Raw genomic sequence first — 14,663 nt, forward strand, 5'->3', positions numbered from 1 at the left:
GGGGCGCGGGGCGCGGGGCGCGGGGCGCGGGGCGCGGGGCGCGGGGCGCGGGGCGCGGGGCGCGGGGCGCGGGGCGGAATGAGAGGTTTCGGCCGCTTGGGGGTCTCGTGCCCGGCAGGATGGTCGATGTCGACCTTCCGCTGCGTCGATCGACGCGCCGATCCTTGGGGTGAGTACGCATGTCCGGACGAGGCGGCAGGGCCACACTTGTCGCGGTGGCGGTCGTGCTGGCCTGGTTGGTGATCGGCGGCGTGTCCGGCCCGTTCGCGGGGCGGCTCAGCGAGGTCGCCACCAACGACAACGCCGCCTTCCTGCCCACCGACGCCGAGGCGACCCGCGCCCAGGACCTCGCCGGCGAGTTCGTCGACCGGCAGACGATCCCCGCTCTGGTCGTCTACGAGCGGCGGGCCGGCATCACCGCCGCCGACCGGCAACGGGTGAGCGCCGACCTTGCCCGTTTCGCCGAGATCCCCGGCGTGGTCACCCCGTTGCCCCCACCCATACCGAGCGCCGACGGCCAGGCACTCCAGGTCGTCGTCCCGGTGGACGACGCCGAGGGCGAGGAGATCGGCACCGTCGTCGAGCACCTGCGCGACATCACCGGCGGCGACCAGGACGGCCTCACCGTGGACGTCTCCGGCCCGGCCGGCCTGCTCGCCGACCTGATCGAGGTCTTTGCCGCAATCGACGGGCCACTGCTGCTCGTCACCCTGGTCGTGGTGCTCGTCATCCTGCTTGTCGTCTACCGCAGCCCGGTCCTCTGGATCTTTCCGCTGCTCGCCGCCGGGATGTCGTACGCCCTCGCCTCGGTCTTCGTCTACCTGCTCGCCGACGCGGGCGTGGTCAAACTCAACGGGCAGGCTCAGGGCATCCTCACCGTGCTGGTCTTCGGGGCCGGCACCGACTACGCGCTGTTGCTGATCGCCCGCTACCGGGAGGAGCTGCACCGGCACGACCGCCCGTGGGATGCCATGAGGACCGCCTGGAAGGGTGCCGCGCCGGCCATCATCGCCTCCGGCGGCACCGTCATCGTCAGCCTGCTCTGCCTGCTGCTGTCCAGCCTCAACTCCAACCGTGCGCTCGGCCCGGTCGCCGCCATCGGCATCGCCGCCACCCTGTTGGTGATGCTCACCTTCCTGCCCGCGCTGCTGGTGCTCGGCGGACGCTGGGCGTTCTGGCCCCGTCGGCCCCGAGCCGACCAGGCCGACCCGCGGGTCGAACACGGCATCTGGAGCCGCGTCGCCGGCTTCGTGGCCCGGCACGCCCGCCCGATCTGGCTGAGCACCGCCGTCGTGCTGGCCCTGCTGACGCTCGGCCTCACCCAGCTCGGCGCCACCACCCTCGGCCAGTCGGACCTCTTCACCCAGCGCACCGACTCGGTCGACGGCCAGGAGGTGATCTCCCGGCACTACCCGGCCGGCACGGGCAGCCCGGCCACCATCTTCACCACCGAGCAGACCGCCCGTCAGGTCGCCCAGGTGGCGCAGGACGTGCGCGGCGTCGCCGACGTCCGCCCCCTGACGGCCGGCCCGCAGACCGGCCCACCCCAGGGGAACGCCGCCCCGAAGGTCGTCGACGGACGGGTGCAACTGGACGCGACCCTGACCGACCCACCGGACAGCGACGGGGCCGAGCGGACCATCCGCGAGTTGCGGGTGGCCGTACACCGGGTGCCCGGCGCGGACGCGGTCGTCGGCGGCTTCACCGCGATCAACGTGGACACCTCGGACGCCGCGAAGCGCGACCAGAACGTCATCATCCCGGTGGTGCTCGTGGTCATCGCGGTCATCCTGGCCCTGCTGCTGCGCGCGCTGCTCGCCCCGCTGCTGCTGATCGCCACCGTGCTGCTCAGCTTCGCGGCGACCCTCGGCCTCTGCGCGCTGCTGTTCCGCCACGTCTTCGACTTTCCCGGCGTGGACTCGGCGTTCCCGCTGTTCGCGTTCGTCTTCCTGGTCGCGCTCGGCATCGACTACAACATCTTCCTGATGAGTCGGGTCCGCGAGGAATCGGTCAAGCGCGGCACCCGCGCCGGGGTGCTCGCCGGTCTCGCCGTCACCGGCGGGGTGATCACCTCCGCCGGCGTCGTGCTCGCCGCGACATTCTCCGCCCTCGCCGTCCTGCCACTCGTGGTGCTCGTCGAGTTGGGTACGGCGGTCGCGATCGGGGTACTGATCGACACCATCATCGTCCGGTCGCTGCTGGTGCCCGCACTCGCGTACGACATCGGGCCGAAGATCTGGTGGCCGGGCCGGTTGTCCCGGACGAACGGTGAGCGGGAGGCGCGCGGTGCTGGCTGAAACCGATGTGGTCATCGTCGGCGGCGGCCTGGCCGGCCTCGCCGCCGCCCGCCGGCTGCACCGCGCCGGCGTGCCCTGGCGGCTGGTGGAGGCCGAGGGTCGGCTCGGCGGCCGGGTCGCCACCGACGTGGTCGACGGTCACCTCATCGACCGGGGCTTCCAGGTGCTCAACACCGCCTACCCCCGGCTCGGCACGCTGCTCGACACCGACACGCTCGACCTCGGGTACTTCACCTCCGGCGTGCTGGTCCGCAAGGGCGACAACCTGGTGCGGCTGGTCAACCCGGTACGCGAACCGACCGGCGGGCCCGGCACCGCGCTCGCCGGGGTCGGCTCACTGCTCGACCGGCTGCGCTTCGCCGCGCTCGCCACCGGCTGCGCCACCCTCCCCGCGTCCCGGCTGCTCGCCGCGCCGGAGACCAGCACCGAGACGGCGCTGCGCCGCGCCGGCCTCTCCGACGCGATCATCGAGGAACTGCTGCGACCGTTCCTGTCCGGCGTGTTCGTCGACCGGGAACTCGCCACCTCCAGCCACGTGTTCGCGATGGTGCTGCGCTCCTTCGCCCGCGGCCGGATCGGCCTGCCCGCCGAAGGAATGGCCGCGCTGCCCCGGGCCATCGCCGCGCCACTGCCCGCGGACCTGCTCGACCTGGACACCCCGGTCGCGGAGGTCACCCCGGGCCGGGTCCGCACCCAGGCCGGCGACATCCGCTGCCGGGCCGTCGTGGTCGCCGTCGATCCACCCGCCGCGTCCGCGCTGCTGCCAGCCCTGGCGACGGTACGCATGCACAGCTACACCACCTACTACCACAGCGCGCCCGAACCGCCGCTCACCGAGCCGATCCTGCTCGTCGACGGCGACCGACGCGAACTCGTGGCGAACACGGTGGTGCTCAGCAACGCCGCCGCGACGTACGCGCCAACCGGACGGCACCTGATCGCCACCTCGGTGGTCGGCCCGACCGCCCCACCGGAGCCGACCATCCGGGCCGAGTTGACCCGGCTGTACGGCCACTCCACCGCCGACTGGATCCACCTCACCACAGTCGCCGTGCCGAAGGCGCTCCCCGCCGCGCCACCCCCGCAGGACCGGCTGCGTAAGCCGGTGGCGCTGGGGGAGGGCCTGTTCGTGGCCGGTGACCACCGGGACAGCCCATCGATCCAGGGCGCTCTCACCAGCGGCTGGCGCGCCGCCGGTGCGGTACTCGACGAGCTGCGCGCCGGCTGACCGCCGTACCCGAGCACGCTGTTATATTCCTGTAGCCCATCGTGCTGGTGCAGGCGTGGGCACCAGGCCGGCTCGGTGCTGGCTGCTGATCGTCGAGCGGGATAAGATCCGGCGCGGTGTTCGGGGCGGTAGCTCAGCCGGTTAGAGCAGGGGACTCATAATCCCTCGGTCGCGGGTTCGAGCCCCGCCCGCCCCACCAGCCATTTTCCCTGGTCAGCCATGCTGCCGACGACCCGGACGCACCGCGTCAAGGTCCGGCCGGACGCCCTCAGTCCGCACTGAGTCCGCAGCAGCACGACCCGGCGACGGAAGTTGTTGTTGCGCAGCACCTCGCCGGCCGGGGAGGTGACCACCAGTTCGTCACCGGCACGGCCGGCGATCCGCGCGGCGATCGGCTCGACCAGGAACCGGGGGAGTGGCACCGGCCGCCGTTGGTGCGTCTTCGGCGTACCGAACACCGCCCGCCCGTTGACCTCCGTCACCGACTCCGCGACCAGCAGCCGACGCTTCACCAGGTCCACCCGTCGCACCCGAAGCGCGGCCAACTCGCCCCACCGCAAGCCGGTGTAGGCCAGCACGCGGATTATCAGCCCGTGCGGCTCTGCCGCCGCCAGCTCGCCCACCTGGCCGTGCGTCAGGAACACCTTCTCGGAGCGCCCGACACGGGGGAGTCGCACACCTGAGGCGACGTTACGAGTCAGCCGACCAGCACCACAAGGGCTACCAGCCTCCCCGGACGGGGCCAAGGTCGACGAGGAGATCCGCTTCACCGCCTCGGACGTGTCACGAGGCACGCGGCAGTGCGAGCCAGTCCTGCCAGGTAATGTCGTGGCCCAGATAACGAGGCTGCTGGAAGGGCCAGTCGGCGGCGATCCACTGCGGCACCAGCGCGTCGAGCGCGCGCTCCACCTCGCCGCCGACAAGGTCGTCCACCACCCACCAGGAGACCTCTCCGTCGGAGCCGGTGCGCTCGGGCGGATCGATGTAGACGCAGCCGAGGATCGCCGTCTCCTCCTCGTCCAGCAGCGCGTAGTTGAACGACTGGTGCGCGGCTATCTCCTTCTCGTGCCGCAGCAAGTCGATGCGGTCCTCTTCATAGGTCATCGTCTCCGGGGGCCACCCCCAGGCCGGGCCGTAGATCTCCCACAGGCGCTCCCGGGAGCCCATCACGGCGGGATAGTCGATCGCGGTGTCCGCCTCCCGGATCGGCCGCAGGTGAAGCGCGGTGTTGGGCACGGGCACGTAGACGGGGTGGACGAAGTCCTCAGGCAGCCAGCTCATACGGGCCGAGGCTACAACCCGTATTCGATCACAGCCCGAGGGGCCGAGCAGTCCGCATCTGGTCCGCAAGAGGCCGGCGGATGGCGGGGGAGTGGTGTGAGATGTTGAGAGGTGTTTCCGCTGCTAGGCCGCCATATGGCAAGGTCGGCGGGACAAGCAGGTTCAGGGGACCGACGCCGTTGGGCGTACTGACCATTCTCGGCTGCCAGTTCGGAGACTCGTTCAAGAAGCCATCCCAGTCGCGCCACCACCGCCGGCCGGCTGCGTCGCGGAACTGCACGGCCACGTCCGGACGGCGTCCTGGTGCGGCGGTACGACTCGCAGCTCTTCGTGCGCCACGATCTCCGATTCGCCGTGCCATCTGTAGAGGACCATCACGCCGTAGCTGGGCCCGTAGACCACGTTGTGCACGCCCTGGAACCGAGAGAACCATGCCGACACGAGCGAGGCTTGGTCGCGCTCACGGTCGAGCGCGCGTTGCCTTCGTTCGTTCTCGGCCCGCTGATCCCGCCCCGACTCGATCTTGTGGACGCGGAAGCCGACGAAAGCTGCAACGAGGGCGAACGCGAGGGTGGCGACGTTGGCGAGCGCGCCGACCCACGTCGCCAGGTCGCCGAGGTCGGCTCGGATCAGCCAAGCGGACAGTGAGATGGAGGGCGCCTGCACTCCGCCAGAGCTTACGAAGCCGACGCCACCTGGGTGGCCTGGTGAAGCGAAGCCCCGGACGAATCGGCGATCACCGTCGTCGGGGCGAATGTGGTGGTGAGCGGTATACCTCAGGGTCATATTGATACCTCTGAGGTATCGAGCTCTTCGGCTGATCTACCTCCTAGCCGATCGAGCGCACGGTGCAGCCGTCACGTCACGAGGGGGCTCAGTCGTCCTGGGATGGGAGATCGACGTATTGACCGAAGGGCTCGACGGACCCGTCCCAACCGTTCCAACCGTGTTGGGTCATCCGCCCGTCGGCGTAGACGTAGGACCAGCGAGCGCCGTCTTCGCCTTCGATGTCAACCACTCCCGAGCGCACGAATGGCGCGATCGCGACATAGAAGGCCATGGCCTGGTACGACCACTTGGGATCGCCCTCGTCGTCGTGGTCGAACTCGATCCAGTCGCCGTCACGGGTGATGGATGCTCTGGCCTCGCACGCTATGTCGACGAGGGTGTGATCCGACGGAGACTCATCGGGCCGGTACCAACCCGCGTGTTCGGCCATCGCGGCTTTGGCTGCGGCGGTCGCCGCGACGTCGTCCGACTCCGGTAGGTGCAGACGGCCTGACGGCCACACCGAATATCCCACGGCGGGCATCCTACGACTGTCGATGTCCGGAACGCCAAAGGCAGTGCCGGGTGGCAGGTGCGTGCGATGATCAGCGCGAGAGCCACGCGGCGGAAGGATAGGGTGTGACCGATCCGCAGCACGGCTCCGGACGGCGGGAGCCGTTCTGGCAGACGATGGCCGGGATGCTCACCGCCGTCGCAGCCCTGATCACCGCGATCGTTGGCGCCGCGGCCTTTATCTACCAGATCGGCGGCTTCGGCGCGGACGGCGGTCAACAGGCGGCCACCGGAGTGACCGCCACGCCTTCCGTCGCTATCAGTTCGGCGGGAACGACCGGCGCCCAGGCCACACCATCGCGTGCCGGTCCGGTGGAGCGCGCGGGCGCGGGTCCCTACGAGTTGCTCTTCACGAACAACGGTGTCGACCTCGACGCGGACCCACCGAAGGTCGCCACCATCCCGGCGCACCGCAGCGGCAGCACTGCTTGTCACTGCTCGCTAGCTTTCCGACGAGCGACTCGAGATTTGTCAAGGGAAGCCGCTACTGCGTCCGCACGCAGGGCGATCTCCACGTCGCAGTCGTCGAGTTCATCGAGCCCGTAGGCGGTGGGTGGAAGATTCGGGTGACGGTCTGGCCAGGCGCGGCGAGCTGACACGGTAGGCCCCCGAGGTGGTGGTGTGTCGCCGCTACCTTGGGTGCGTCACACCACCGAGGAGCGCCGCATGACCGCCGCACCGCGCAAGGCCCTACGCCGTGGCCTCACCGTCCTCCTCGTCCTGCTGGCGGTCTCCGGGTGGACCTACGTCGCCATCGGTGACCGATGGAAGAGCAACGTCGCCTTCTTCACGCTGGACGAGGGCGACAACTATCGGCTCCGGGTCACCGGCTCGTTCGATGTCCGCTGCGCCAAACTGGAGCGGGAGACATTCTCCGACCCGTACGTCAACTGGCGGGAGGCGGGCAAGGACTGCGCCTGGCCGCGGGTGGCAGACGGCGACGGCTGGCTGGCCGGCGGGCGGGTCGAGCAGGTCAACTCGGAGCGTCTGGGCCGGCGTCTGCCGGACGTGATCCTCTACGGCATCGTGCCAGCCGCCGCCGCGTCGATCGAGATCGTTCTTGACGACGGGACGCCACGCGAGGCGGTCACCATCGGATCGGGTCACGACGACTATCGGGTCTACGCCGTGTACGTGCCCGACGCCGGGGACCGGGTCGAGGTCGAGTCGCTGCGGCTGCGCGATGCGCAGGGCGGTGGGCTGCATGTCTACTAGCCGTTTCCGTACCCTGGTGGCCGTCGTGGTGGTCTTCGGCGGGCTCGCCGTGGTCGCTGGCCTCACCTGGGAGGGCTGGGACGGGCGGCGGCCGAGCGTCAGCGGCCCCCGGCTCCTGAAAGAAGGCACTACCGGCGGCGCGAACTGGTCCGTGGTCCAGGTTCGGGAAGACACCTGGGGCGACTGTCTCTACCTGCGTCAGGACGGTGCGACAGTGGCACGCACCTGCACGGAGTCCGGGGTGCTGCAAGATTACGAGATCAGTGTCCGCACACTCCGCGGTGCCACCACCCCGATCCTCTTCGGCATGCTTCCCGCAGCGGCAGCCCGAGCCGAGGTGGCCGCGGACGGCGGCGATGTTCAGGCCCGGTTCCGCGACGCCGAACTGGTGCCCCTCGAAGTCCACGGCTTCGACGGAGGCGGTCGCTTCGTGGTGCAGGCCGCACCACCCGGCCCGGACTGGGCCGGTAAGAACTCGGTGTCGGTCTCCGTCCAGGATGCGGGGGGTCGACCGCTCGCGCCCCGCGACAGACGGCCCCGCTAGTCACCGGAGGGCAGCGGGTTCGTGGCTACCGGTCACCGTGGCTCTGCTCGCGGGTGCGTTTGATGCTTGCCACCTCGCCTCTGATCGGCAGCCAGTAGAACGGGATGAACGCGGTGACCACCACCAGGCCCACGACCGGATGAAGGGCACCCAGCGCGGTCCCGGCGATGATCCAGAACGGTGCGGGGCGGAAACGTCTGCTGATCGCCCAGGCGGTGTCGTTGTCGGTGGTGGAGGTCAACAGTCGTCGTCCGTACCTGGCGTACTCCCAGATCACGTTGAAGAGGATGGCGGCCACCTCGTAGGTGGCGCCGTAGAAGATGAGTGCGGTGCGCTGGCCGTGGCCGGACTCGAACGCGTGGGCCAGGAGGGACGAGGCGAACGGCAGGAACGCGATCACCATCAGCAGCAGGGTGTTGAGCAGGAGCAGCAGCCGGTCGGCGGAGCGGATGTGGTCGAACATGACGTGGTGGTTCACCCACATCTGCCCGATCAGCAGAAAGGTGATGGCGTACGCCACGTACGAGGGCCACAGTTCGATCAGACCGCGGAGCAGGTGCTCAGTGTCCTCCGGCGGCTGGATCTCCAGGACGAGCAGGGTGACGGCGATGGCGATGACCGCGTCGCTGAAGGTGACGAGTCGCTTCGGATCGCGTTCCGCGCCGATCGGGCTGCTGGATCTGGTTGTGCCGTCGGTGGAGACGCCGCGAGCTGCGCGAAACCAGCGCACGAGTCCCCCCCACGGTGGTCACCCAAGAGCCTTCCGGTGCCGCGGGTTCCCGCCGTTGCCGGAACCAAACCGGCCTGCGGGTCAGGCAGTGTCTTCCAGCTGGACGAGTCAGCTCAGCCGATGTGCAGCAGCAACACCTGGTGGTCGCTGAGGTCGGAGACGCAGTCGCGCAACAGCCTCAGCCCGTCCAGCCCGGCCGGGCCACTCTCCTCGAAGTCCATCCCCATCTCGGCGAAGTGGGCCGCCAGATCCTCCGCGCGGTGCGCGCCGGGGTCGAGCTGATCCAGTAACCCCCGTGCGGGGGTGATGAGCGTGGTCAGGCCGTACGAGCTGTTGATCGCCTCCGACTCGGCGTTGAGCTCCGAGGACTCCAGGTTGATGTCGTGCTCCTCCAGGTAGGTCAGGACGTACAACATGCAGTAGCCGGACCAGTCGTAATCCTGCCGCGCCCTGCTCCCGTGTTCGGCCAGGTACGCGTGGAACGACGACGGAGATGTACGGGCCAGGCGGGCCAGCTCGGTGATGCTGTCCCTGGGGACCACTGTCAGCGACGCGATGGCGGACAACGCATCCTCCGTCGGCTCAGGAGAGCACGCGGTAGGTGACGTGCAGGACCGCGCTTGCCGCCCGTGCCGTCACCTGTTCGAGTTTCAGGGACGGGACGCCGTCGAACAGCCGCATACCGGTGCCGAGGGTGAGCGGCACCATGTGCAGGCGCACCTCGTCGACCAGGCCGGCGGCGAGGTACTGGTTGATGGTGGTCGCACCGCCATGGATCAGGATGTCGCCGTCACCGGCGGCCGCACGGGCCCGCGCGAGCGCGGACTCGATCCCGTCGGTGACGAAGTGGAAGGTGGTGCCGCCTTCCATCGGCTGCGGCTCGCGTGCGTGGTGGGTGAGCACGAACACCGGCTTGTGGAACGGTGGGTTGTCACCCCACCAGCCGTTCCACTGCTGATCCCATGCACCGCGCACGGGACCGAACATGTTGCGCCCCATGATGACCGCCGACGCTTGCGTGATCTGGTCGAGCTCGGCCTGGTTCTCCTCGGCGTCGTCGAACATCCAGGCGTGCAGCCCACCGCCCCAGCCGTCGCCGCCGTCGTCGCCGAACGGGCGTTCCTCGGTCTGGTTGAGCCCGGCGGAGTGTCCGTCGGCGGAGATGGTCTGGTCGACGATCACCTTGCCGCTACGTGTGGTCACAGCGCTCTCCATCGACGACTTCCGGGCGGGGGACCAGCTTACGGCCACACACTGTGCCGCAGCTGCTTCGAGAGCCCACAGGCGTCAGCATCTTCGTACCGGAGTCCGGTTCTGGTGCCCCCTGGATCGTGTCCAGTGCGCGACGATGGGATCGAGCATGCGGGGGTGGAGATTTAGCCTGATTCGGTGATTTCGATGGTTGGTACGGGCGTGCGGGTCAGGCTGCTCGGGCCGGTGGAGGTGGTCGTCGCCGGCAGACCGCAGGCGGTCAACGGCCTGCGCCGTAAGGCGGTGCTTGCGACGTTGGCACTGCACGCGGGCCGGGTGGTGAGCGTCGACCGGCTCATCGACGTGGTCTGGGGCGACCAGCTACCGGCCACCGCGGCGAACACCCTGCAACGCCACATCTCCTACCTGCGCGGGGTGCTCGGCGAGCCGGGGTCGATCGTGGCACGCCCGCCGGGTTATCTGCTCGACACCGGGCCGGACTCCACCGACGTCCAGGCCGCCGAGCGCCTCATCGAGCTGGCCCGGCGGTCGACGGACCACAACGAGCAGGTGAAGCACCTGACGGCCGCGGTGGCCCTGTGGCGGGGCCCACCGCTCGCCGACGTGGCCGGGTCGGCCTGGCTCGAGGAACAGGCGGAGCACCTGGCACGCCTGTGGTTGGAGGCCGAACGGTCGCTCGCCGACGCCAGGTTGTCCGTCGGTGAGCACGCCGGGCTCGTACCCGGGTTGGAGCGGCTCGTCCGACAGCACCCCCTCGACGAGCACCTGCACGCGCAGCTGATGCTCGCCCTGTACCGGGACGGCCGACAGGGCGACGCGGTCGCCACCTACCGGCGGCTGCGCGACAACCTGCGGGAGAACCTCGGCATCGACCCGGGGCCGCGGCTCCGTGACCTGGAGTGCGCCATCCTGCGCCAGGACACCGCCATCGCCGCACCTGCCCTGGCGGGGCCGGCTGCGGGGGCACCGGTCGCGGCGCAGCTCCCTCCTCCCGTGCCCACGTTCACCGGACGTGCCGCGGAGCTCGCCGCCCTCGACGCGCTCGTCGACCGGGGCGGCGCCGTCGTGGTGTCCGGGACGGCCGGTGTCGGCAAGACCGCGCTCGCCGTGCACTGGGCGCACCGGGCCGCCGAGCGCTTCCCCGACGGGCAGCTCTACGTCAACCTGCGCGGCTTCGACCCGGCGGCCACACCCACCGAACCGGCACGAGCGCTGCACGGCTTCCTGGAGGCGCTCGGCGTCCCGGCGGCGCGGATGCCCAGCGACCCGGACGCGATGGTGAGCCTGTACCGCACGACGGTGGCCGGCAGGCGGCTGCTCGTGGTGCTGGACAACGCACGGGACGCCGAACAGGTCCGGCCGTTGCTGCCCAGCTCACCGGAGTGCCTCGCGATCGTCACCAGCCGCGACCAGCTCATCCCGCTCGTCGTCACCGAGAGCGCCCAACCGGTGCCGCTCGACCTGCTGAGCCCCGGCGAAGCTCGTGACATGCTGGTCCGCCGGCTCGGGGCGGGTCAGGTCGCCGCCGAACCCGGCGCGGCCGACACCATCGCCGACCGCTGCGCGCGGCTGCCCATCGCCCTGGCCATCGTGGCGGCCAGAGCCGCGACCAACCGGCAGTTCTCGTTGGCCGCCGTCGCCGGCGAGCTTGGCGACCTGGACGCCTTCCACGGCGGCGACGAGGCCACCGACGTGCGGGCGGTCTTCTCCTGGTCGTGCCGGACGCTCAGCCCACCGGCGGTCCGGCTGTTCCGGCTGCTGAGCCTGCACCCTGGTCCGGACGTCTCGGCCCCGGCCGTGGCCAGCCTGGCCGGCGTCGACGGTTCGGCGGTCGGCCCGCTCCTCACCGAGCTGACCCGGGCGAACCTCTTCACCGAGCACACGTACGGGCGCTACGCGTTCCACGACCTGCTGCGCGCGTACGCCGCCGACCTCGCCGACGAGGCGGAGCCGCCGGCCGAGCGCAGGGCCGCCGTGCACCGGCTGCTCGACCACTGCCTGCACACCGCCCACGCCGCCGATCTCGCACTGCACCCGCACTTCAGCACGATCAGCCTCCCGCCGCCGGGGGCGGGCGTGACGGCGGAACGCCCCAGGAGCCGGTCGGCCGCCACGGCGTGGTTCACCGTCGAGGTCCCCGTCCTGCTCGCCGCGGTGCCCCTCGCGGCGCGCTCCGGGTTCGAGGGACACGCCTGGCGGCTCGCCTGGACCCTGGCCGGTTTCCTGCACCGGCAGGGGCACTGGCAGGACTGGCTGGGCACGCAGCAGATCGCGCTCGCCGCCGCGTCCCGCATCGGGGACCGGACGGGGCAGGGCCACGCGCACCGCAGCCTCGGTCTCGCCTGCTCCCGCCTGCGACGGTACGACGAGGCCGACGACCACCTGCGCCGCGCGTTCGACCTGTTCACCGAGGTCGGCGACGACGCCGGTCGGGCGCACACCTGCCTGAACCTCGGTCAGTTGGCGGAGCGGCAGGGGCAGCACCAGCAGGCGCTGCGTCATTCCCGGCAGGCGCTGGCGCTGTTCCGGGGGACCGGGAACCGGGCCGGGCAGGGGTACACCCTCAACGCGGTCGGCTGGCAGGAAGCATTGCTCGGCAACTACCACAGCGCCCTCGAGTCGTGCGGCGAGGCGCTGCGGATGTTGCAGGAGGTCGACGACGTCCAGGGACAGGCCGACACCTGGGACAGCCTCGGCCACGCCCACCACCAGCTCGGGGACGACCGGCGCGCGATTGCCTGCTACGAGCACGCCCTCGAACTCTTCACCAAGGTCAACGACCGGTACGCCGAAGCGAGCACGTACGTCAACCTCGGCGGGAGCCACCGGGCGCTCGACGACCTCACCGCCACCCGTGCCGCCTGGCGTCGAGCCCTGACCATCCTCGACGAACTCGGCGATGCCGACGCCGAGTCGATCCGCGTCAACCTCGAACAGCTCGACGCCACGCGGCTGGGCTGACCCTCTTTCAGCGCCGTTTCCGGGCCGTTTCAGCAGGGCCCGGCACTCTTCGGACACCAGTCTCTTCCGAGCAGGAATGGAGCGTCCGATGAGTCGTTTGGCACACCGCCTCGGGGTGGTCGGGGTGGTCAGCGCGACGGTGCTGACCATGTCCGCCGCCGCCGCCGTGGCGCAGACCGAGAAGCCGCCGCGCAAGGGCGCCGACTGCGTGGTCCAGCACGTCGACGAGCGCGGCGACGTCGTCCGTACCGAGACCGCGCCCGAGGGGCGGGAGTACCGCCCGTTCCGCTGCGTCGGCGGGAAGTGGACGTACGCCTGGGAGCCCTTCGGGGAAGACGACAGGATCACTGCCGACGCGATCCAGGTGGAGCCGTCCGGTGCCGTGTCGGTCCGGCGGTTCACCGGCCCTGCGCTCGACAACGCCCTCACGGTGGGCGAGATCGCCGGCATCGCCAGGGCTGTCAGCGGCAGCCGGGAGGTGTTCGTCGACCGCGCGATAGTCGCCGTCGACGACGGCAAGGAGCGCACCCCGGAGCAGGTCGCGGCGCTGCTGGCCGGCAAGGACGACACCGGGGTACGGGTGTTGGACATCATCGAGAAGCCCGACGCCGCGATGTCGACGAAGGACGTCATCGACGAGGCCGGCGGCACCCCGGAGACGACAGTCGTCTACTTCAGCCTCTGGGGCGCGATCAAGTCGGTGTTCGCCTGGATCGTGGACACGATCAGCGATGTCGGCGAGTGGATCGACGACCACTGCGAGTGGGGGTCACCCAACACCACTGGTGACATCGTCACGTGTCGCTGGTAGCCCGTCCCGACCCGCCGACTCCGATCACGGAAATGAGGACAGCAATGACATCTCTGCGGAACGTCACCAGGCGCGCCACGATCGTCGTGGCCGCTCTGATCGTCGGGCTGACCGCCTCGTACGCCCCGTCCCACGCCGCCGACAGCGAGGCCCGGACGACGATCACCGACCACCCCGGTGCCCCGGGGACGATGCTCCGACAGTTCGAGGACCTGACCGGCCGGCCCGTCGGCGACCTGGACGCGGTGCTGGCCGTCGACACCGGCGGGCGGAAACTCACCCGCGACCAGCTCGAGGCGCTCGCCGCCGGAGAGAAGGTCGACGGTGTCACTGTCGTCGGCACGATTCCGGGCAGCAGGGACGTGCTCGGCACGACGATGGCCGACCTCGCCGACGGGGCGTACGACGGCAGGGGCGACGGCGGGACGGCGACATCCCTGCTCTTCGCCTCGTCCACGCCGGACGGGCGGGAGTGGTGCCTGACCATGTGCGTCGCGTCCGGCAAGTCCATCTGGGAGTGCCTGTTGTCGCGGCGGACCGGCGACCTGGTCCTCACCCTCGACCTGCCCGGCGGCACCACGGTCGGCGGGACGAAGGCGGCCTTCGAGAAGGCAAATGGTGGCGTCGCCGTCGACGGCCCGTCAAGCGTGCAGACGCTCGTCGGCGAGGGTGAGCCCTCGGCGGACGACATCAGGACGCTCCTCGACGGCAAGGACATCCCGTCGCTGCGCCGGGTGGCGACAGTGGACCGACCGGACCCCGGGTGGGCGCTCGCCGACGTCGCCGAGAAGTCAGGCGTCGTGTACGCGAAGACGAAGGGCCACCTCTTCACCCTCAACCTTCCGATCCTCGGCAAGATCCTCGTCTTCTGCGTCTCGCAGGATGGCGGCAAGACCTGGAAGTGTTCGGCCCGGCAGTGGGGCGGGTTCTGACTGGACCGCACGGCTCGGCCGTCACCGTCGGTCATCGTCGTCGGGTCGGATGAGGTGGTGAGCGGTAGAGGTCTAGTCCCGAACCCGGCGGGCGATCCGCTCAACCCCTGA

15 protein-coding genes and 1 tRNA gene are annotated in these 14,663 nt (G+C 70.4%); 10 read left to right on the top strand and 6 right to left on the bottom strand.

Translation table 11 applies throughout. From position 1 onward, the window contains the following. Positions 1 to 179 precede the first annotated feature (179 nt). The 4 genes from AB0C15_RS19085 (at position 180) to AB0C15_RS19100 (ending at position 4,095) form a co-directional block, all read left to right on the top strand. Positions 180 to 2,297, top strand: a complete 2,118-nt coding sequence (locus tag AB0C15_RS19085; RefSeq protein WP_357353636.1) for an MMPL family transporter — start codon at positions 180 to 182, stop codon at positions 2,295 to 2,297. After that, positions 2,287 to 3,525: an FAD-dependent oxidoreductase gene (locus AB0C15_RS19090; RefSeq protein WP_357353638.1), complete on the top strand. Its 1,239-nt coding sequence runs from the start codon at positions 2,287 to 2,289 to the stop codon at positions 3,523 to 3,525. Before AB0C15_RS19085 ends, AB0C15_RS19090 begins: the two co-directional genes overlap by 11 nt. A 122-nt stretch (positions 3,526 to 3,647) precedes the next feature. Further along, positions 3,648 to 3,724 (top strand) — tRNA-Ile (locus AB0C15_RS19095). Positions 3,725 to 3,843: 119 nt separating this feature from the next. Next, on the top strand, positions 3,844 to 4,095 hold the full coding sequence (locus AB0C15_RS19100) for a hypothetical protein (RefSeq protein WP_357353639.1): 252 nt from the start codon (positions 3,844 to 3,846) through the stop codon (positions 4,093 to 4,095). 213 nt (positions 4,096 to 4,308) lie between these two features. On the opposite strand, the gene AB0C15_RS19105 is transcribed toward AB0C15_RS19100, so the two are convergent. The 3 genes from AB0C15_RS19105 to AB0C15_RS19115 form a co-directional block, all read right to left on the bottom strand. Next, positions 4,309 to 4,806 (bottom strand): GNAT family N-acetyltransferase, encoded by a 498-nt coding sequence (locus AB0C15_RS19105; protein WP_357353641.1) that lies wholly within the window; start codon positions 4,804 to 4,806, stop codon positions 4,309 to 4,311. A gap of 222 nt (positions 4,807 to 5,028) precedes the next feature. After that, entirely contained in the window at positions 5,029 to 5,472 is a 444-nt protein-coding gene (locus AB0C15_RS19110; RefSeq protein ID WP_357353643.1) for a hypothetical protein, read from the bottom strand. 208 nt (positions 5,473 to 5,680) lie between these two features. Then, entirely contained in the window at positions 5,681 to 6,109 is a 429-nt protein-coding gene (locus AB0C15_RS19115; protein ID WP_357353645.1) for a hypothetical protein, read from the bottom strand. A gap of 104 nt (positions 6,110 to 6,213) precedes the next feature. Between AB0C15_RS19115 and AB0C15_RS19120 the strand changes: the two genes are divergently transcribed. From AB0C15_RS19120 to AB0C15_RS19130, 3 genes are all read left to right on the top strand, one after another. After that, on the top strand, positions 6,214 to 6,693 hold the full coding sequence (locus AB0C15_RS19120; RefSeq protein WP_357353647.1) for a hypothetical protein: 480 nt from the start codon (positions 6,214 to 6,216) through the stop codon (positions 6,691 to 6,693). Positions 6,694 to 6,813: 120 nt separating this feature from the next. Continuing rightward, positions 6,814 to 7,362, top strand: coding sequence for a hypothetical protein (locus AB0C15_RS19125; protein ID WP_357353649.1), 549 nt, complete (start codon positions 6,814 to 6,816; stop codon positions 7,360 to 7,362). Next, positions 7,352 to 7,906: a hypothetical protein gene (locus AB0C15_RS19130; RefSeq protein ID WP_357353651.1), complete on the top strand. Its 555-nt coding sequence runs from the start codon at positions 7,352 to 7,354 to the stop codon at positions 7,904 to 7,906. Before AB0C15_RS19125 ends, AB0C15_RS19130 begins: the two co-directional genes overlap by 11 nt. Positions 7,907 to 7,931: 25 nt before the next feature. Here AB0C15_RS19130 and AB0C15_RS19135 read toward each other — a convergent pair whose 3' ends face one another. From AB0C15_RS19135 to AB0C15_RS19145, 3 genes are all read right to left on the bottom strand, one after another. Next, complete coding sequence (locus AB0C15_RS19135) at positions 7,932 to 8,636, bottom strand: TMEM175 family protein (RefSeq protein WP_357353653.1); 705 nt, start codon at positions 8,634 to 8,636, stop codon at positions 7,932 to 7,934. Between the two features lie 113 nt (positions 8,637 to 8,749). Then, positions 8,750 to 9,202 carry a hypothetical protein gene (locus AB0C15_RS19140; RefSeq protein ID WP_357353655.1) on the bottom strand — a complete coding sequence of 151 codons (453 nt, stop codon included), beginning with the start codon at positions 9,200 to 9,202 and terminating at the stop codon, positions 8,750 to 8,752. 16 nt (positions 9,203 to 9,218) lie between these two features. Further along, entirely contained in the window at positions 9,219 to 9,839 is a 621-nt protein-coding gene (locus AB0C15_RS19145) for a dihydrofolate reductase family protein (RefSeq protein WP_357353657.1), read from the bottom strand. A 195-nt stretch (positions 9,840 to 10,034) separates the two neighbouring features. Here AB0C15_RS19145 and AB0C15_RS19150 point away from each other — a divergent pair, with 195 nt between their 5' ends. From AB0C15_RS19150 to AB0C15_RS19160, 3 genes are all read left to right on the top strand, one after another. Next, complete coding sequence (locus AB0C15_RS19150) at positions 10,035 to 12,809, top strand: BTAD domain-containing putative transcriptional regulator (protein ID WP_357353948.1); 2,775 nt, start codon at positions 10,035 to 10,037, stop codon at positions 12,807 to 12,809. A gap of 88 nt (positions 12,810 to 12,897) precedes the next feature. Continuing rightward, on the top strand, positions 12,898 to 13,620 hold the full coding sequence (locus tag AB0C15_RS19155) for a hypothetical protein (RefSeq protein WP_357353660.1): 723 nt from the start codon (positions 12,898 to 12,900) through the stop codon (positions 13,618 to 13,620). 44 nt (positions 13,621 to 13,664) lie between these two features. After that, entirely contained in the window at positions 13,665 to 14,552 is an 888-nt protein-coding gene (locus AB0C15_RS19160) for a hypothetical protein (RefSeq protein ID WP_357353662.1), read from the top strand. Positions 14,553 to 14,663 lie beyond the last annotated feature (111 nt).

It is taken from the genome of Micromonospora sp. NPDC048835 (assembly GCF_040649995.1).
Lineage (GTDB): Bacteria > Actinomycetota > Actinomycetes > Mycobacteriales > Micromonosporaceae > Micromonospora.

Bases quoted from the DNA above. Each gene is read 5' to 3' on its own strand.
- AB0C15_RS19125 (WP_357353649.1), top strand. From the start codon at position 6,814: ATGACCGCCGCACCGCGCAAGGCCCTACGCCGTGGCCTCACCGTCCTC.
- AB0C15_RS19130 (WP_357353651.1), top strand. From the start codon at position 7,352: ATGTCTACTAGCCGTTTCCGTACCCTGGTGGCCGTCGTGGTGGTCTTC.
- AB0C15_RS19160 (WP_357353662.1), top strand. From the start codon at position 13,665: ATGACATCTCTGCGGAACGTCACCAGGCGCGCCACGATCGTCGTGGCC.
- AB0C15_RS19085 (WP_357353636.1), top strand. From the start codon at position 180: ATGTCCGGACGAGGCGGCAGGGCCACACTTGTCGCGGTGGCGGTCGTG.
- AB0C15_RS19105 (WP_357353641.1), bottom strand. From the start codon at position 4,806: ATGAGCTGGCTGCCTGAGGACTTCGTCCACCCCGTCTACGTGCCCGTG.
- AB0C15_RS19155 (WP_357353660.1), top strand. From the start codon at position 12,898: ATGAGTCGTTTGGCACACCGCCTCGGGGTGGTCGGGGTGGTCAGCGCG.
- AB0C15_RS19150 (WP_357353948.1), top strand. From the start codon at position 10,035: ATGGTTGGTACGGGCGTGCGGGTCAGGCTGCTCGGGCCGGTGGAGGTG.